Here is an 18,109-nt window from a genome sequence, read left to right on the forward strand (position 1 = left end):
ACGGTGAAGAACGATGCATGGATCAGGACCTCCCAGTTTCCTAAGGATTCACCGTGGCCATGAACCTCGAAAATTCACTGTTTTCCATCAACCTCAAGGCGCCCGCAGCCGACTGGCGGGACGCGATTCGCCTGGCGGGCGATGGACTTGTTGCGGCCGGAGTCACCACGGGGGACTACACCGACCAGATGATCGCAGCAGTTGAAGAACACGGTCCGTACATCGTCATTGCTCCCGGCATAGCCCTTGCCCATGCGCGGCCCTCCGACGCTGTCCTGAAGGGCGGGCTGAGCTGGGTAAGCCTCAAGGATCCGGTCAACTTTGGCCACGCGAAGAATGACCCGGTGACCCTGGTGATTGGCTTGGCCGCCACGGATCACACCGCACACATTGAAGTTCTCAAGGCGCTCGCCGGGGTCCTTGCCAACAAGGAACTCCGCGGCAAGCTGGAAGCGGCGACCACGGAAACGGAAGTGCGGGACCTGCTGAAGAGTTTGGACACCAACTAATCGCTCTCGATGGAAAGGCACCCCATGAAAATAGTTGCCGTTTGCGGCATGGGCATCGGAACCTCGGTGCTGCTGAAGATGAACGCGGAACAGGTCCTGCGGGACCTGGGCGTGGAGGGCGACGTCGAAGCCGCCGACATCGGTGTTGCCAGGGGCGCAGCCCAGTCCGCGGACATCGTCCTGACGAGTGATGAGCTCGCAGGGGAGATCGGGGAGGTCCCGGCCAAAGTGATCATTATCGACAACTTCGTCGACATGGACGAGATCAAAGAGAAACTCTCAGCAGCCATCGAGTAACCGCGTTCGCTGCCACCTAAAAGGCGTCTTCTGCCACAAAAAAAGGAGTGCCCACGATGGACTGGCTTGTCACCATTCTGAACTTCATCGGGCAACAAATTCTTAATGTTCCCGCCTATCTCATTGGCATCATCACCGCTATCGGCCTGATCGCACTGCGCCGCAACTCCGGCCAGGTGGTGGGAGGGGCGCTGAAAGCCGCATTGGGCTTCCTGATCCTCGGTGCGGGGGCAACGGTGGTGACGAACTCCCTGGATCCCCTCGGCACGCTCATCCTCGCGGTAACCGGTGCGCAGGGTGTCATTCCCACCAACGAGGTCATCACGGCTATTGCCCAGGAGGACTTCGGTGCCCAGAGCGCCTATGTCCTGACGCTTGGTTTTTTGGTGATGCTGTTGCTGGCCCGGTTCACGCCGCTGAAATACGTCTTCCTCACGGGACACCACATGGTTTTTATGGCCACCATGCTCACCGTGGTGCTGTCGGTCGGCCTGGGTGAAGGCCTGAGCTGGCTGGTGGTGATCATCGGAGCGTTTCTCCTGGGCGTTGTCATGGTGGTGATGCCGGCCTTTGTCCATCCCTGGACCAAAAAAGTTACCGGTAATGACACCATCGCCATCGGACACTTCGGAACTCTCGGATACATTGCGGCCGGTGCCGCAGGCCAGGCGGTGGGCCGCCGCAGCAAATCGACTGAGGACATCAAATTCCCGCAGGGCTTACGGTTCCTCCGGGATTCCATGGTGGCAACAGCCCTCTCCATGGTTCTGATCTACCTCGTCTTTTCCATTTGGGGTTTGATCACCCTTCCCCGCGAGGAAGCACTGGCCATCTTTGACGTTGCCGATGCCGGCGCTTTCATCATGGCCGGATTTGGTTTGGCACTTCAGTTCGGTGTGGGCGTAGCCATCATTCTTTACGGTGTGCGCACCGTTTTGGGCGAGCTGGTTCCGGCGTTCCAGGGAATCGCCAATAAAGTTGTCCCCGGTGCCAAGGCGGCCCTGGACATCCCCATTGTCTTTCCGTTCGGTCAGAACGCTGTACTGATCGGGTTCCTCAGTTCATTCGCCGGCGGTCTGGTTGCCCTCGGACTCCTGGCCGTTTGGCTCAACCCGGTCTTTGGGCTCGCCCTGATTCTTCCCGGCATGGTGCCCCACTTCTTCACCGGAGGTGGCGCCGGCGTTTACGGCAACGCCACCGGCGGACGCCGCGGTGCGATGGCCGGCGGCTTCATCAACGGGGTCATCATCACGATCCTGCCCGCAATCCTGCTCCAGGTGCTCGGCGAATTCGGTTTCGCGAACAGCACCTTCGGCGATGCGGACTTCGGCTGGTTTGGAACCATCATCGGGCTCAGCCTCCGGACCGGGACAGCAGGCGGAATTGTCCTCACCGTCCTGATCGCGTTGGTGCTCGTGGTCGCTGCGAGCATCTACCAACGCAAGGTTGTGGATGCGGGCTGGGTTCCCGGGGCCAACCGCGACAAATGGCTTGAGGAAGAAAAAGCAGCCGAGAAAGCACGTGCCGATGCCGCCAAAGCTGCCGCCAAGGATGATGCCGACAAAGAGAAGGACGTGTAGACAAGGAAATATCAGCAAAAAAGCGGCCGTTGGCTATGCGGAATCCGAACAGGATCTGCGTAGCCAAGGGCCGCTTTTGGTGCGTGGTGCCACTCTGGGCACCGGGGCCAGCACTGCCTATAGTCCCCTTGATCGGCCAGAGCGTGGCAAGGCGTCAATGTCAGGGGGAAAAAATGAATTGGGTAGACGCGGCAGAAATCATGTCCGGAATGGGCACCATGGGGGCGTTGATATTTGTTGCGTTTCAAACGCTGTATTCAAACCGCGCGTTGGCGCAGGCCCGCGAGTTGATGGAACTGGAGCGCGATCGGGATCAGCGCGAACAAATGGAAGGTGCGAAGAAGGCGGCAGAGGGGGTGGGGTCCTGGCCCGTAAGCCTGCGCCGCGGCAACGGCAAGGGGGAATGGGGTCTGGAAATCGTCAATCCGTCGTCAGCCCCCATTTACGAGGTCAAAGTTGTCCGTGCAGCGGGGCAGGCAGCCAGCGGCGCACTAGTGGAGGAGATTGCTGCGCGTGCAGCTGTGCTGGCGCCCGGCCGCTATTTCGCCGGAAACGGGCCTTTTCTCGAATGGCTTCAGAGCGACGCCCAAACCGAACCGATTATGGGCGGGCGCCGGTACCGCGCGACTCTCACCTTCACGGACACCAACGGGAGGGAATGGATGAGGGATCCGGACGGACTGCTGACCGAAACCACCACCGGCTTGGACCCGTTGCCGCACCCGCTTGAGGACGCCGCAACACAGACGAAATGAATATGGTCCTGCACGCCCGTCATGCTTACGCTGGCCTTTCCGCATGTGAGGAGCAGCAGCCATGAAACGCAGAATTCCCCAGTACAAAGAACTCCGAGACCTGGTCCAGTTCAAACCCTTTGATCTGGACCGGCGGCGGGCACGGCTGGCGAAAGCCACCAATGTCTGGGAACTGCGCGACATCGCCAAGCGGCGGATTCCCGCGGCAGCCTTCGACTACGTGGACGGCGGCTCGTTCGGCGAGCACGCCCTGAACCGCAACCGCGCCGCGTTCGATGACGTCGAATTTGTTCCGCACGTGCTGCGCGACGTCACCAGCGTGGACCTGCGCACCAAGATCGCCGGCACGGAGTCGGCGCTGCCCGTGGGCATCGGGCCCACCGGCCTGACCCGGCTCATGCACACCGAAGGTGAAATCGGCGGAGCCCAGGCCGCCGCAGCGTTCGGGGTGCCCTTTGCACTGTCCACCATGGGCACAGCCTCAATCGAGGAGCTGGAGGCGGAAGTACCCGACGCCGCCAAATGGTTCCAGCTCTACCTCTGGAAGGACCGTGGCCGGTCCCGGGAACTGGTGGACCGTGCCGCAGCCGCCGGCTACGGCGCCCTGATCGTCACGGTGGACACTCCGGTGGCCGGCGCCCGGCTGCGGGACACCCGCAACGGCATGACCATGCCGCCCACCCTCACGCCCAAGACCGTCCTGGACGCGTCCTACCGGCCCGAGTGGTGGTTCAACTTCCTCACCACCAAACCGCTGGGTTTCGCGAACTTCGAGGGCGAGCGGGTCTCCCTGGCAGAGACCGTCAACACCATGTTTGAGCCCTCACTGAACTTCGATGACCTGGGATGGCTGCGCGAGACCTGGCCCGGAAAACTGATCGTCAAGGGCATCCAGTCACCGCAGGACGCGGTGGAATCCTTCGCCCGCGGCGCCGACGCCATTGTGGTGTCCAACCACGGCGGCCGGCAGCTGGACCGGGCCCCGGTGCCGCTGCGGATCCTGCCCGACATCCGCGCCGCCGTCGGGCCCGACGCCGAGATCATTCTGGACTCGGGCATCATGTCCGGCGGCGACATCGTGGCCGCGATCGCCGCCGGGGCTGACTTCACACTGATCGGCCGCGCCTACCTGTACGGGCTGATGGCCGGCGGCCGGCAGGGCGCCGAACGGACGCTGGAGCTGCTGCGCACCGAGATGACGACGGTGATGCAGCTGCTCGGGGTCACCAGCTTGGCCGAGCTGACGCCGGAGCATGTGCGCCGGGTCTAAACGCCTTACTCCTTGACCGCACCTTCCAGCATGCCCTTGATGAAGTGCCGCTGCAGGATGAAGTAGAGCACCACCACGGGCAGCGCCACCAGCACGGCACCGGCTGCCAGCAGGGCGGTGCCCTGCGTGTACTGGCCCTGGAAAAACGCCAGGCCCAGCGGAGCCGTGCGGAACGCGCCGGTGGGGGACATGACCAGGGGAATCAGGAACTCGTTCCAGGTCCACATGAACACGAGCACCACCATGGTGGTGATTGCCGGCCGGCCCATGGGCATCAGGATGGACCACAGGATGCGTCCCGGGGAGGCGCCGTCCATCCGGGCCGCGTCCACGATCGCCGGGCTGACGCCGCGGAAGTAGGTGCGCATCCAGTACGTCCCGAAGGCCACCGACTGCGCCACCTGCGGCATGGCCACCGCCCACACCGTATCGGTCAGGCCCAGGGCCCGCAGGTCGAAGAAGAGTGGAACCACTATGGCTTCGGCCGGCACCATGATGCCCAGCAGGAACAGGTAGAACAGGGCCTGGCTGCCGCGGAACGTCATGGTGCCGAAGGCATAACCGGCCAGTACGGAGAGCACCACGGTCAGGGACACCACAATGACAGCCACCAGGACCGAGGTCCCCATGTACTGCCCGAAGCGGCCCTCTTCCCAGGCCGTCAGGAAGTTGCCGGGATGAAAGGCTCCCTCCCGGCCCGCCGCGGCATCCCGGGGGCCGAAGGCTTCCGCCAGGATGGTCAGCATGGGCGCCAGGACCAGCAGGGAAAAGACAATCAGGACGGCATAGTTGAGGAAGCGTTCAGTGCTGCTGACCTTCACGGGTTCCGCTCTCCGATCCGGTTCACAACCGCGGTAATGGCAAAAATCAGGACGGTCAGGGTGACGCCCACGGCGGCTGCGGATCCCACCTCGCCCAGCTCAAAGGCCCGCCGGTACACCTCATAGCTGGGCACGGTGGTGGAACTGCCGGGTCCGCCGCTGGTGGTCACGTAGATCAGGTCGAAGGTCTTGAGCGAGGCCACAATGGTCAGGGTCAGGGCTACGGTGATTTCCGCCCGCACCGACGGCACGATGATGGCGAAAAACTCCCGCACCGCTCCGGCGCCGTCCAGCCGGGCGGACTCAAACTGCTCCACCGGAATGCGCGCCATTCCCGCCAGCAGCAGCACCGTCACCAAACCGGTGGACACCCAGGTCCCAATGAGCCCGACGGCGGGAAGCGAGAAGGTGTAATCGCCCAGCCAGGGGCGGGTCAGGGCCTCCAGCCCCACAAACCGCAGAAAGGTGTTCAGGGTGCCGTCGGGAGCGTAAATTTGCCGCCACGCCACGGCCACCACCACCATGGCAATGACCTGGGGCAGGAACACGATGGTGCGGAACACGGACAAACCGTGCACCTTTGCCCGGGTCAGGACCGCCGCGAGCACCAGGCCCAGGCAGACGGGCAGAACGGCGTAGAAGAAGATGAACACCAGCGCGTGGCCAAAGGCGGCGCGCAGCCGGTCGTCGGAGAGAATGTCCGTGTAATTCTCCAAGCCCACAAAGGTGGCCAGCGTGAGTCCGTCCCAGTCGAACAGGGACAGATGCGCCGCCCGGCCCAGCGGATAGAGCATGAACGCTGCGTAGACGAGGAACGCGGGCAGGACAAACAGGTACGGCACGTACCAGCGCCCGCCGCGGCCGGTCCGGGACTTACCTCCCCGGCCGGCCGCCGCCGTCGTACCCTCAGCCCGCGTTAGTGAAGTCGGCATAATCCGTTTCCAGGGCCTGGGTGAATTCCTGCGGGGAAATCCTGCCGTCCACTACGCCCTGGAGCGCCTCGCCCATGGTGTCCGCCATGGTGGGGGTGGCGTAGTCCAGATAGGGGAGCAGCGCGCCGTCGGCGCTGACGGACCCGAACTCGGAATAGACGTCCTGCAGCACACCCGACTCCGGGGCGTACTTCTGCGTGTCAATGACGGGCAGGTTGCCCGTTTCGGCCAGGATGGCCATGGCCTCGTCGCTGGTGATGAAGTTGATGTATGCCGCGGCAAGGTCCGGGTTCTCGGATTCACTGGTGACGGTGAACGGCAGCCCGGTGCCGCCGGTGGTCTTGGGCGCTTCACCGGCGGCATCGGCGGGGACAAAGAATCCAACGTCATCGCCCATGGCGTCCTGCAGGTCCGCGGCCAGCCACGAACCTCCCATGAGGAACACGCCGTCACCGGCGGCGAGTGACTGCCACGCGGCGTCGTAGTCGGTGCCGTTCACGCCGTCGTTGAAATATCCCTTGGACTGCCAGTCGGCCAGTTTCTGCGCGGCGGCCTCGTTTTCCGGCGTGGTCCAGGACGCGCCGGCGTTGCCGAAGCCCAGCTTCTGCACGTCCTCCGTGGACACCATGGATCCCTGCACCGGTCCGAACACGTGCAGCGCCGGCCACTTCTCAATGTTGCCCAGCAGCATCGGCGTCTCGCCGGCGTCCTTGGCGGTTTCCATCGCCGCTTCAAAACCCGCCCAGTCCTCGGGCACGTCCAGGCCCAGCTCGGCCAGTTTGGACTTGCTGTAGAAAACGCCCACCACTTCGCCCACCTGCGGCAGCCCGTACAGGCTGCCGCTGCCGAAGGTCTTGCCGTCCTCGCTGTACTGCGAATACTGCAGCACGCTCGCCGGATAGCGGTCCTCCCAGCCGTATAACCCGGCCCAGGGATCAAGCGGCAGCAGCTGCCCCGCGGCCACAAAGGCACCCATGGCGTTGCGGCCGTTGTTGGCCTCGACCACGTCCGGGGCGTCGTCACCGCTGAGCGCCAGCCGCAGCGTGGTGGCCAGATCCTCGAAGGACTGCGAATTCCGTTCAATGGTGATGTTGGGGTACTTGGCCATGAACGCCTCGTTGAGCTGGGTCATCTGCTCGTTCTGGCCGCCGCGCACCTCCTGGTCCCAGACCGTGAGGGTCTGCTCGCCCATGGCCGTGACATCGGTCTGGATGGTGGCGCTGGGGTCGCGTTCCTCGGGGGCGTCACTGCCCGATCCGGGAGTGCAGGCGGTGAGGGACAGGGCAGCGGCGGACAGGGCGGCAGTGAGCCCCATGCCCAGTCGGCGACGGCGGGAAGTAGTCATGGAATCTTCCTTACTGGGCAGGCGGCCAAAGATGAGCCGGGATGCGGTGTTCATGAAAAGGCCTCCACCTCGGTGAGCAGGCCAAAGGTTGCCTCCGCGCGGCGGACGGCGTTTTGGGCTTTGTCGGTCAGGACCTCCTCCAGGAAGCCGTAACGGCGGACGACGTCGGCGGCCTCCTCGCCGCGGGAAGCGCTGGCTTTGGCGGCTTTCCACCAGTCCACGATGTCGCCCCAGCCGGGAGCGGCAAGGGAACCGCCGAAGTGCTGCACGGCCAGGGCTGAACACATCGAGGCGAAGAACAGCCGCTGGCGCAGCGGCCACTGGTCCAGGGTGCCCACCACCATGGCGGCGGCAAATACGTCGCCTGCACCGGTGGGATCCAAGGCGTTGACGCGCAGGCCCGGCACGGAGGCCGTTTCACCGGTGGAGGCGTCGGAGGCAATGGCCCCGGCGGCGCCCTTGGTGACGACGGCAAGGGGCACCTGGTCGGAGAGCTTCCCCAGGGCATCTTCGGCGGAGTCCGTGCGGGTGTAAGCCATGGCTTCAATGTCATTGGGCAGGAAGGCATGGCACAGGTGCAGATCCGCAAGCACTGCCGGGTCCCACGCCCCCGAGGGATCCCAGCCCACGTCCGCGAAGACCAGGGTTTCGCCCGCGCTGTAGTCCGTCCACCAGGGCTCCTGCCCGTCCGGCCGGACCAGTTCGCCAAAGACGGCGCGGGCGGGCGGGGGAACACCGATCAGCTCCCGCTGCGTCACGGGGATGGGGTGGCCGTGGGTCACCATGCTCCGGTCGCCCTGCCAGGAGAGTGACACGGTGACGGCAGAGTGCCAGCCGCGGAACGTGCGGGAACGGCCGAGGTTGATCTTTTCCTGCTCGGCCAGCAGTGACCAGGCCCACGCGCCGTAGGCGTCATCACCGAATCCTGCAGCCAAACCGGTGTCCAGTCCCAGCCGGGAGGCGGCCACGGCGAGGTTGGCAATGCCGCCGGGGAGCGAGCCCATGCCGTCCGCCCACACCTCGGTTCCGGGCCTGGGGGCGGCGGGCAATCCAGTGAAGACGATGTCGAAGAACAAGGACCCGGTGAGGAACAGGTCCAGTTGCGCTTCGGAGCTGCCGGCAGTTGTCACCCGGTTCCTCTTCCTTGTCCTCAGTCCTGCACCGGGATCTGTGGCGGCTGGGTTGCAGGAGGATGCTGTGACTGATGTTGCATTGCCCTTGGGACGCTAACACGCACAATTGTGCAGAACAAGCACGAATAAAGTGCTTGAAGCTGGCTGATTTTGACTGTTAGGGTCGCTTGCATGCTCACTGACAGCAGGCGGTCCGCCATTCTGCACCGGGTGCGGGAGACCGGAAGCGCTTCGGTGGCGGACCTTGCCCGGCTGGTGGACGCCAGCGAATCCACCATCCGGCGGGACCTGAACACTCTTCACGGGCAGGGCCTGCTGCGCCGGGTCCGCGGCGGAGGCACCGGCGTCGAGCACCCCGGTGCAGGAGCCATCCCGGAACCCGACGCGGTGCCCTTCGATGAGGTGGCTGCGCATTCCTCCTCCACCAAACAGAGGATCGCCGTCCGCGCCGCGCAGCTGGTGGGCGACGGCGATGTCGTTGTCCTGGACATTGGAACCACCACCGCACTGATCGCTCGCGAACTCCGCGGCCGCCCGGTCACCGTGATCACCGCCAGCGTTGCCGTTCTGGATGAACTGCGCGGCGATTCGGCCACCGAACTGATCCTGCTCGGCGGAGTGCTGCGCCGTTCCTACCATTCGCTGGTGGGAACACTGACCGAGGAAGCGCTGCACCGGCTGCGCGCCACCATCTGCTTCCTGGGCACGTCCGGAGTGCAGCCGGACGGCACCGTCATGGACACCACCGGCACGGAGGTGCCGGTCAAACGGGCCATTCTCGGTACGGCTCCGCATGTTGTGCTGGTGGCTGATGAAACCAAATTCCCCGGAACCGGCGTCCTGCCGGTCTGCGCCGCGGCAGCCGTCTCCACGGTGGTCACTGCGGCTTCCTCCCACCAGCCCACCCTGGATGTGTTCCGGCGGGCAGGAAGTGACGTCATCACCGTATGAAACTGACCCTGATTGGCGGCGGAGGCTTCCGCGTGCCGCAGATTTTCGAGGCCCTCGCTGCCGAGGATGCCGCGGCCCGCGTCACCGAGCTGTGCCTCTATGACACGGCGCCTGAACGGCTGGAGGTCATGCGTGCAGTCCTGGCGCAGCTGGCCGGAAGCACCCCGCGTCCGCCCCGGATCACTGTGGAAACCGACCTGGATGCCGCACTGCGCGGAGCGGCCTTCATCTTTTCTGCGATGCGGGTGGGCGGCGCTGCCGGCCGCATCACTGACGAGCGCGTGGCCCTGGACCTGGGCGTCCTGGGCCAGGAAACGGTGGGCCCCGGCGGGCTGGCGTATGCCCTGCGTACCCTGCCCGCCGCCCGGAGGCTGGCCGAACGCGCCGCGGTGCTGGCCCCGGACGCCTGGGTCATCAACTTCACCAATCCCGCGGGCATGGTCACCGAGGCCATGCGGGCATCCCTGGGGGACCGGGTGATCGGCATCTGCGATACTCCGATCGGGCTGATGCGCCGTGCCGTGCACGCCGTGGGGTCCACCCCCGACGCGGTGGACTTTGACTACGTGGGCCTGAACCATCTTGGCTGGCTGCGCCGGATCTCGGTGGCGGGCGAGGACCTGCTCCCGGCCCTGCTGGCTAATGACGCGGCGCTGGGACAGATGGAAGAAGCCCGGCTGATGGGCTTGGACTGGGTGCGTGCCCTGGGGGCGGTGCCCAATGAGTACCTCTATTACTACTACTTCCAGCGTGAAGCCACCGAGCGCATCCGCACCTCCGCCGAAACCCGCGGCGAGTTCCTGGAACGGCAGCAGGCAGGTTTTTACCGGCAGGCACATCTGCACCCTGACAGTGCCCTGGAACTGTGGGAGCGCACCAAGCATGAACGGGAGGCCAGCTACATGGCCGAAAGCCGCCCGGAGGAGGAGCGCAACGGCCGGCAGGAAAGCGACGTCGACGGCGGCGGATACCAGGGCGTGGCCCTGGACCTCATGGGCGGGCTGACCAACGGCCGTGCGGCAACCATGATCCTGAACGTCGCCAACCGGGGCACCGTGGCGGAGCTGCCGGACGACGCCGTGATCGAGGTGGTGTGCGACGTGGACGCGGCAGGGGTTGCGGCACGCAAGGTGGCGCCGGTCCGGGGAGACATGCTCGGGCTGCTGCAGCAGGTCAAGGCCGCGGAACAGCTGACCCTTTCCGCCTCGCTGCACCGCGATCCCGTCCTCGCCTGGCGGGCGCTCGCCGCACATCCGCTGGTGGATTCGGTCACCGTGGCCCGCAAATTGCTGGACACGTACCGGCAGGTCATATCGGGGGTGGCTGCAGCGTTTGACTGATGTGGCGGAACACAGGTGGTGGCCTCTGCCCTAGAATCGACTGATGCCTCAAACCCAGCAGATCCCTGCCGCCGGTGTGTCCACCGTGGCCCGCATCGTCACCGAAACCACGGCACCTGCCGTACTGGTGGGGATTCTTCTTCTGCTGCAGCCCCTGCTCAGCCCCGGGGTGACCTGGCTGCAGGGCATCGTGGCGGCAGGTTTCACCGTTGGCCTGCCCTTTCTCGGGATCCTCTGGCTGAAGCGGCGCGGTGCCGTGACCGACCACCATGTGGGAGTGCGTTCCCAGCGGGCACCGATCCTGGCCGCGTCCGCGGTGTCCATTGGCATCGGTGCGCTGGTCCTGGTTCTCCTGAACGCCCCGGCAGTGCTCTTTGGGGAAATCGGCGGAGTGTTTATCGGGCTGATGCTGTGCATGGCCGCGAACCTGGTGTGGAAGCTGTCCGTCCATTCCGCAGTGGCGGCCTACGTTGGCCTGGTGCTGCTGGCGCCCATCCCGGTCTTCGGACCCGCGCTGGCCCTGATGCTGGCATCAGCAACGGGGTGGTCCCGGGTGAAGCTCGGAGACCACACACCCACGCAGGTGCTCGCGGGGCATCTGGCCGGATGCGTGGCCTTCTCCGCCGCACTTCTGCTGCCCTGACGGTGGCTTTTCCGGGTGTGGAACATCGGTTTTGGGATAAAGTCCTAACGTCCAGTCTCTTCACAGGCGCGCATCACCGTGTGAAACAACGATGGGGAATTAATGGCAGTGCGTTTTAGGAAGTCCGACGGCGGGGAACGGACGGCCTCGAAAGCAGCGGTCGCGGCCCTGAACCTGGGCGGACACGTAACCTTCGATGAATTGCTGGAAGTGGTCACGGAAGCCCACGGAAAGCCGATTGAACTGCGCGACATTGACCATTCCATCATTCCCGCCGTCACGGGGCTCTGGATTGAGAAGGACAAAAAGTCCATCATCCTGCTGCCCGCCGGCGACAACCGGCTGCACCGCACCCACGCCGCGTGCCACGAGTTTGGACACATTCTCCTGCGCCACCAGGGGTGCGGCGGGGTGGAGACGGCCATGCCGTCCGTCTTCCAGCACGTTGGCAGCCGCAAGGGCATCAAGCGGATGCTGGCACGGTCCCTGGACTGGAACGAGACCGAGCGGGCCGCCGAGCACGTTGCCTACCTTCTGTCGCTGGCGCTGCTGCCCAACGGAAGCGAAAGCCCCAGCGACTTTGAGCGGACGTTCATGTGACGCTCCTGCAAATCCTTCCGATCATCGTTCTCTGGGTGATGGTCGCAATCCGGCTGCTGGGCCTGTGTTTCGGCTGGCGCCCGGGCATCCTGCCAGCGGTTTTCCTGGTGGCACTGGGCGCAACCCTGAACATCGACCCGGTGTACCTGGCGGTGGACCGGCTCCTGGGCGGCTGGAATCTGCTCAACCTCATTGTCCACCTGCTCATGGGACTGGGCATGACGGAGCTGAGCCGGCTGCTGCTGCGGGTTACCGGCCGTTCGAACCACGTGAAAGTGCTCATCAGCGTGGGGATTGTCCTTGCCTTGGCGCAGATCGTGCTCCTGGTTGTCTCGGACACCGAAGGATCCGCGGCCAGTTTCACGGACACCTTCGGTGACATCCCGACCGTGGCTTTATACCAGGCCAGTTTCTTTGCCTGGTTTGGCATCATCACCGGGTACACAGGCGTGGAAACCCTGCGCCGCAACCGGCGGGGAGAGTCACGGCCCTTCCGAATCGGTTTCGACATTCTCTGTGCCGGGTGCATGGCCGGCGTCCTGGCGGCCTGCACCAAAATGATCCAGATCGGCCTGGAGATCAGCGGCGGCGGCGACAGATACAACAAAGAACTGATCACCGGATACCACGTTCTGCTCGCCCTCATGATCGTGGGATTTGCGGTGGGCTTCATCCTTCCGTCCTACGAACGCATTCGGCAAACCTTCCGGGCACGGACCGACTGCGAGAGGGACCTTGCCGCGCTGAGGCCCATTGTGGGTCGTCTGGTGCAGACACCTGAAGGCCGCCGGTCCATGGGAGCCGCCAACATTGTCCTCGACGCCCGTGCGTCCAAGGCCCAGCTGTACCGCTGGTTCATTTTCATAGGCGACATCCGGGTCTTGGATCCCGGGCTGCTGTCGCCGCAGGAAATCCGAGTCATTGATGAGATAGGCAGAAGAATTGAGCACAACAGTCCATCGGCGCAGCGTCCGCCTGTCCCTCGCCGCTAGCTGCTCCAAAATACTGCCGCCGGCTCTGGTGCTGACCATTCTGGTGCTCCTGGCAGGAATCAAGGCGGGGCTGGGGGTGGGCGGGGTGTTCCTGCTGGTGGCCGGCATCGTCGGTATTCCCGGTGCAATTTACAAAGGCACCAAGCCCGTGTTCCGGCGCCGAGGCCTGCCGGACAGCTGGCGGACCAACATCGTGGCGGTCCTGATGCTTCTCGGCACCGTTATCTGCTGGGCCATTCCTCTGAAGGCGCCGATTCCGCTGACCGTGGGGGCCTTGCTTCTCGGCAACGTAGGACTGGTGTTCTTCCGCCGTTGGCTCGACGTGTCAGCCCATGTGTCAGTCATGACCTTCGCCGTTCTGTGGATTACGGCAATGTTCGGGGGAGCCTGGGCATGGCTGTTGATACTATCGCCGTTGATGATGTTTAGCCGGGTTGTGCTGCGCGAACACACCCGGCGTGAGGCGTTGTCAGGCGCAGCACTGGGAGTGGCAACTTTCTGCTGTTTTCTCGTAGCAATGACTTGGAGCTGAACTAAGTGGACGATTTTGGTCTTTCCCCGGAACGAGCCGCCGGCATCCGACGAGCCGAGACGCTCGCCAGAAAGATCAACCTCCTCTTGGACGTCATCATGTCCGACTCGGGAAAGCCGTATGACTACCCGGCCATCAGGGACGGCGCCCAGAAAGCCGGCTACTACCTTTCCCGTACCCGGTGGTCCCTGCTGAAATCCGGAAAGGAGCAGGTTGTCCCGGACGAGGCGCTGCGCGCCATTGCCGCGGTCTTTGACGTGGACCCCGAATACCTGCTGCAGGAAGGCGGAAAGCTGCCGGAGAGGGTCGAGGCCGAGCTGGAACTGCTCCGCAGCATGCGCCGCGCCGAGGTCCGCAACTTTGCCGCCCGCGCCCTGGGCCCCGTTGACCCGGAGGCGCTGAGGGCCATCGCAAAAATCCTGGACGAGGACGAGTAGTCCGCAAAATTTCCTCGAAAAACTTTGACCGCACCGGGGTCCCCTGCTAGGGTTCAATCATGTTTCACACATGTGTGAGACATGATTGAACCATATAGCTGCAGGCGGGGACGGCGGTCGACTGGGGGGTCACCTTCGTCCACGCCTGGGCTTATGGGGCATATCCAAGCTGAAGGCTTGGTGGACCACTAATAGTGGAACATCTGCTGCCTGTGGGGGGTCAGTGCGATGTTGCATGCGAAGCCAGCGGATTTCATCCGCTGGCTTCGCTGCGTTCTGGGGCTAATCCACGCCCGACCGCACCCGCGGCGCGCCGCCGGGCGTCGCCGTCGTCCGATGATGGGGTAGTAGAATTCATAAAGTGAAACTCAATTCCTTTTCCCATCTGATGGCACCGGGCACCATCGGTCCGATGGAAGCCCACAACCGCATCGTTCTGCCCGCAATGGACATGAACGTCTCCGAGCACGGCGAGATTGAACAGGCTGAGATTGACCACTATGTGGCACGGGCTGCCGGTGGCGCCGGCCTGATCATCACCGGCGCGTGTGCAATTGCCTTCCCCCATGGCGCGGCTTCCATGAAGGAACCGGGTCTGTCGGATGACAAGTACATTCCCGGGCTCAAAGCGCTGGCCGACGCCGTCCACGCTGCGGGCAGCAAGCTGTGCATCCAGTCCACCCACCACGGCAAGGTAGCCCGCGTGGACGTGGCCAATGACCGTCCGGTGCTCGCACCGAACCAGCCGGGCTACAGCTATGACATGTCCGCACTGGCAGACAGCACCCCCACAGAACTCGGCAAGATGGGTGCCGCCACGGCCGGCAAGAAGATCATCTACCGGGACATGACCGCTGAGGACATTTCCTGGCTGGTCTCCACCTGGGCCGATGCCGCCGAGCGCATTGCCAAGGCTGGAGCCGACGCCATCGAGATCCACGCAGCCCACGGCTACATCCTCGGCGTGTTCCTGAACCAGCGCGACAACAAGCGCACGGACGAATACGGCGGACCGCTGGCCAACCGTGCCCGTCTGGCATGCGAAGTCATCAGCGCCGTCAAGGAACGCGTCGGCAATAAGCTGGCCATCCTGGTCCGCGTTGCCGGCGAGGAATACGGCCAGGAGGGCGGCCTGACCCTGCCCGAGGCTATTGAGGCCTCGAAGCTGTTTGAGCAGGCCGGCGCGGATGCCATCCACGTCACCGGCTGGGGACGGAACCCGTTCGACAACTTCACCGACGGTCCGCTGCCCAACAAGGTGGGCGCCTACCTGGAGAACGCCGCGGAGATCAAGAAGCACGTCAAGGTGCCGGTTATCGCCGTCGGCCGGATGCTGCCGAAGGTCGCCGAGAAGGCGCTGGCCGCCGGGCAGATCGACTTCGCCGCCATGGGGCGCCAGCTGCTGGCCGACCCTGAGCTGCCGAACAAGATCCGTGACGGCAAGTTCGACCAGGTTCGTCCCTGCATCAACTGCTACCTCTGCGTCGCCGAGAACTTCTTTGACGACACTCCCTTCTGCGCGGTCAACCCCGCCCTGGGCAATGAAGCGCTGCTGCCGCTCAAGCCCGCTTCGCTGACCAAGCACGTTGTCGTCGTCGGCGCCGGGCCCGCGGGCCTGGAAACCGCACGGGTCCTGACCGAACGCGGCCACCGCGTCACCATCGTTGACAAGGCTGACCGGCTGGGCGGCACCATGTGGTTTTCCACCATGACCACCCCGGATAACGAACGCCTGCTGCGCTGGTTCAAGTCCGAAATCAAGCGGCTGAACATTGCGGTCAAACTGAACACTCCGGCCACCGTGGACACCATCCGCGCCCTGCACCCGGACCACGTCATTGTGGCCACCGGCGCCGTCCGCCCCAAGCCTGACTTCCCGGGCGGCGACCTGCCGAACGTGCAGACCGGTGACACGCTGCGCGCCATGATGCTCGGTACAGCCACGGCGGAGGAAGCCGGCGCGGTGCTCAGTACTCTGGGTAAGCTTGGCCGCCTTTCCGGCGTGACCAAGAGCCCCGAGTTTGTCCGCCAGTTCACCAAGTTCTGGCTGCCCATGGGCAAGGACGTTGTTGTTATCGGCGGGTCCCTGGTGGGCCTGGAGCTGGCAGAATTCCTGGCCGAGCGGGGCCGCAGCGTGACGCTGCTGCACGAAACGCAGCAGCTTGGCCTGCCGCTGGCCATGCCGCGCCGCTGGACCGCGGTGAAGGATGCCAAGGACCACGGCGTCAAGATCCACCGCAACGTGAAGATCACCCGCATCACGGAGAAGACCGTGGAGTGGACCGAGGGGGAGCAGAGCTTCAGCGCACCCGCCTCCATGGTGGTCTACGCGGACGGCACGACGTCGGCGGCCCCGCTCGCGGACGAGCTGCGTGCGGCGGACATCAGCTGCGACGTCGTTGGTGACGCCGGCGCAGTCAATTACATCCACGGCGCCATCCACTCCTCGTGGAAGGTCAGCACCGAGCTCTAACGGGTTCCGTCTGGACGGGAGGCTCGGTCACTGGGACCGGGCCTCCCTTTTTGTTCTGACCGTGTCCTGCCACGCTGCCTTAGCCCGGGGCAGGACACCGTTCCACCTCGTTGAGCAAGGGCATCGCTTGCCGGGATGCGGCCGCGTTTTCCCTTGATCAGCCGGGTCCGCCCCGATACCGACACTGAACCGGAACAGGAGGAATACTCCCATGCTTGAAGCCGCCGCCACTGCCACCACTTCTGAAACAGCCGCGCCGTCTCTGCTTGGCGTGGGGCTGGGGGTGACCCTGATCCTGTTGATGTTCCGCCTGTTCAATGACCGCCCCAGCGGGCCTGTGGTTCTGGCACCGTTGCTCCTGAGTATCAGTTCCTACGCGGTGGTCGCATGGGTGATCCTGCGGGTTGTTGCCCCCAAACCAACTAAGCGCATAGCCGCCCGCGTCCGTGCCCTTGCGTTCGATGTCGTTTCTGGGGCACAAGTAAGACTCACCCAGCTGAGCGGCAGACCGATTCCCCCGCCGCCTCGGCGGCGGGACCCCGATACACGCTCCACCCGCGCCGCTCACTAACGACGGCGAACGGGACGGCGCGACGGCCGCTGGCCGGGTTTCGCCGTCGAACGCTCACCCGGCGGCAAACCGCGCACCCGGCGCCGTCCGTCGCTGAGCAGGCGCACACCGTCGTCCAGGGTTTCGCGCAGTTCCATAAGTGCGAACTGATAGCGCTGCGGCTCGCGGCTGGCTGAGCGGAGATAGACAGTGCAGGCTGCTGCCATCCGCATGAGCACTCCGGTGTTGGCAGAGCCGCTGCGCAAGTGGGTGAGGGTTTCCAGGATCCTGTCGCGGGCGTCCATCACCGTGGGACGCAGCCGGGCTTCGCCGTCGGACCCCTCGACGGTCTGGGGTTGAATGGCGGCCAGGGAGCGCTTCAAATGCAGGTCCATGATCAGCGCGTTCAGAGCGACCGACTCGTCGCGGCGGTCGATGCCCGAACGGGTGCCCCAGCCGGCGCCGATTCCCACGATAAGGCCGAGGACGGGCGCGGTAAATGCCAACCATTCCATGGGAGACCTCCGGAAGAAGCGTCCTTCGACGGTACCTGCGGGCACCGATAGTGAGCCAGCGTTCGGGCGGGTTCCTAGACTGCGTCGGGGAAGTTTGATGCGTCATTCCGGTCCTCAACGGCTCAGGACCGAACCTGTCCGCAATTCTCTCTGCTGCGCCTTCGGGCAGGCCTAGCGTGAATTATCCGGGCCGAGGAGGTGAGACAGATGGGCCTGATGGAAATAGAAATGGCGAAGACGCTGCAACAGGAGCACCTGGCGGCAGCGGATCGCCGGCGGAGGCGAAGAGACCGCCGGCGCAGGGCAGATGAGCAGCAGGACCTTCACGGCGGATCGAACACGAGCAGGAAAAAGCCGAAGGTGGACTGGCCGGTATTCTCCGTCCGGATTGGCGGGTTCGAAGTGGTTGCGTTCCGAACCGTGCAGCTTGGACC

Annotated in this window: 19 protein-coding genes; 14 read left to right on the forward strand and 5 right to left on the reverse strand. The window is 64.5% G+C overall.

The window, feature by feature from the left end; genetic code table 11:
• Positions 1 to 59: 59 nt before the first annotated feature.
• The 5 genes from CXR03_RS13040 (at position 60) to CXR03_RS13060 (ending at position 4,411) form a co-directional block, all read left to right on the forward strand.
• Positions 60 to 509, forward strand: a complete 450-nt coding sequence (locus CXR03_RS13040) for a PTS sugar transporter subunit IIA (protein ID WP_104104223.1) — start codon at positions 60 to 62, stop codon at positions 507 to 509.
• Between the two features lie 24 nt (positions 510 to 533).
• On the forward strand, positions 534 to 806 hold the full coding sequence (locus CXR03_RS13045; RefSeq protein WP_104054993.1) for a PTS sugar transporter subunit IIB: 273 nt from the start codon (positions 534 to 536) through the stop codon (positions 804 to 806).
• Between the two features lie 56 nt (positions 807 to 862).
• Complete coding sequence (locus CXR03_RS13050) at positions 863 to 2,386, forward strand: PTS ascorbate transporter subunit IIC (RefSeq protein WP_104104224.1); 1,524 nt, start codon at positions 863 to 865, stop codon at positions 2,384 to 2,386.
• A 173-nt stretch (positions 2,387 to 2,559) separates the two neighbouring features.
• Positions 2,560 to 3,141, forward strand: coding sequence for a hypothetical protein (locus tag CXR03_RS13055; protein ID WP_146070512.1), 582 nt, complete (start codon positions 2,560 to 2,562; stop codon positions 3,139 to 3,141).
• Between the two features lie 61 nt (positions 3,142 to 3,202).
• Positions 3,203 to 4,411: an alpha-hydroxy acid oxidase gene (locus CXR03_RS13060; protein ID WP_104104226.1), complete on the forward strand. Its 1,209-nt coding sequence runs from the start codon at positions 3,203 to 3,205 to the stop codon at positions 4,409 to 4,411.
• 5 nt (positions 4,412 to 4,416) lie between these two features.
• Here the strand turns inward: CXR03_RS13060 and CXR03_RS13065 are convergent, their stop codons facing one another.
• From CXR03_RS13065 to CXR03_RS13080, 4 genes are read right to left on the reverse strand one after another with little or no spacing between them, the layout of a single operon-like run.
• A complete protein-coding gene (locus CXR03_RS13065) occupies positions 4,417 to 5,232 on the reverse strand; it encodes a carbohydrate ABC transporter permease (RefSeq protein WP_104104227.1) in 816 nt (271 codons plus the stop codon).
• The gene (locus CXR03_RS13070) at positions 5,229 to 6,164 is read right to left on the reverse strand and encodes a carbohydrate ABC transporter permease (protein WP_104104228.1); all 936 of its coding nucleotides are present in this window, start codon (positions 6,162 to 6,164) and stop codon (positions 5,229 to 5,231) included. The genes CXR03_RS13065 and CXR03_RS13070 overlap by 4 nt, the downstream gene beginning before the upstream one ends.
• A complete protein-coding gene (locus CXR03_RS13075) occupies positions 6,139 to 7,509 on the reverse strand; it encodes an ABC transporter substrate-binding protein (protein ID WP_219816245.1) in 1,371 nt (456 codons plus the stop codon). Before CXR03_RS13075 ends, CXR03_RS13070 begins: the two co-directional genes overlap by 26 nt.
• Positions 7,510 to 7,559: 50 nt before the next feature.
• Positions 7,560 to 8,639 (reverse strand): PfkB family carbohydrate kinase, encoded by a 1,080-nt coding sequence (locus CXR03_RS13080; RefSeq protein ID WP_104104229.1) that lies wholly within the window; start codon positions 8,637 to 8,639, stop codon positions 7,560 to 7,562.
• A 174-nt stretch (positions 8,640 to 8,813) separates the two neighbouring features.
• On the opposite strand from CXR03_RS13080, the gene CXR03_RS13085 reads away from it, so the two are divergent.
• The 9 genes from CXR03_RS13085 to CXR03_RS13125 all read left to right on the forward strand — a co-directional run bounded on the left by CXR03_RS13085 (position 8,814) and on the right by CXR03_RS13125 (position 17,181).
• A complete protein-coding gene (locus tag CXR03_RS13085; RefSeq protein ID WP_104104230.1) occupies positions 8,814 to 9,593 on the forward strand; it encodes a DeoR/GlpR family DNA-binding transcription regulator in 780 nt (259 codons plus the stop codon).
• Positions 9,590 to 10,933, forward strand: coding sequence for a 6-phospho-beta-glucosidase (locus CXR03_RS13090; protein WP_104104231.1), 1,344 nt, complete (start codon positions 9,590 to 9,592; stop codon positions 10,931 to 10,933). The genes CXR03_RS13085 and CXR03_RS13090 overlap by 4 nt, the downstream gene beginning before the upstream one ends.
• Positions 10,934 to 10,976: 43 nt before the next feature.
• Positions 10,977 to 11,576: a phosphoesterase PA-phosphatase gene (locus tag CXR03_RS13095; protein ID WP_104104232.1), complete on the forward strand. Its 600-nt coding sequence runs from the start codon at positions 10,977 to 10,979 to the stop codon at positions 11,574 to 11,576.
• 102 nt (positions 11,577 to 11,678) lie between these two features.
• A complete protein-coding gene (locus CXR03_RS13100; protein WP_104055003.1) occupies positions 11,679 to 12,176 on the forward strand; it encodes a hypothetical protein in 498 nt (165 codons plus the stop codon).
• On the forward strand, positions 12,173 to 13,168 hold the full coding sequence (locus CXR03_RS13105) for a hypothetical protein (RefSeq protein ID WP_104104233.1): 996 nt from the start codon (positions 12,173 to 12,175) through the stop codon (positions 13,166 to 13,168). Before CXR03_RS13100 ends, CXR03_RS13105 begins: the two co-directional genes overlap by 4 nt.
• Positions 13,119 to 13,700, forward strand: coding sequence for a hypothetical protein (locus CXR03_RS13110; protein WP_146070513.1), 582 nt, complete (start codon positions 13,119 to 13,121; stop codon positions 13,698 to 13,700). Before CXR03_RS13105 ends, CXR03_RS13110 begins: the two co-directional genes overlap by 50 nt.
• A gap of 5 nt (positions 13,701 to 13,705) precedes the next feature.
• Positions 13,706 to 14,137: a hypothetical protein gene (locus tag CXR03_RS18655; protein WP_237685383.1), complete on the forward strand. Its 432-nt coding sequence runs from the start codon at positions 13,706 to 13,708 to the stop codon at positions 14,135 to 14,137.
• A 361-nt stretch (positions 14,138 to 14,498) separates the two neighbouring features.
• On the forward strand, positions 14,499 to 16,610 hold the full coding sequence (locus CXR03_RS13120; RefSeq protein ID WP_219816246.1) for an FAD-dependent oxidoreductase: 2,112 nt from the start codon (positions 14,499 to 14,501) through the stop codon (positions 16,608 to 16,610).
• A 211-nt stretch (positions 16,611 to 16,821) separates the two neighbouring features.
• On the forward strand, positions 16,822 to 17,181 hold the full coding sequence (locus CXR03_RS13125) for a hypothetical protein (protein WP_104104235.1): 360 nt from the start codon (positions 16,822 to 16,824) through the stop codon (positions 17,179 to 17,181).
• On the opposite strand, the gene CXR03_RS13130 is transcribed toward CXR03_RS13125, so the two are convergent.
• Positions 17,178 to 17,675, reverse strand: coding sequence for a hypothetical protein (locus tag CXR03_RS13130; RefSeq protein ID WP_104104236.1), 498 nt, complete (start codon positions 17,673 to 17,675; stop codon positions 17,178 to 17,180). The genes CXR03_RS13125 and CXR03_RS13130 overlap by 4 nt on opposite strands.
• Positions 17,676 to 18,109: the final 434 nt, after the last annotated feature.

It is taken from the genome of Arthrobacter sp. 08Y14 (assembly GCF_002929455.1).
Taxonomy (GTDB): domain Bacteria; phylum Actinomycetota; class Actinomycetes; order Actinomycetales; family Micrococcaceae; genus Arthrobacter_B; species Arthrobacter_B sunyaminii.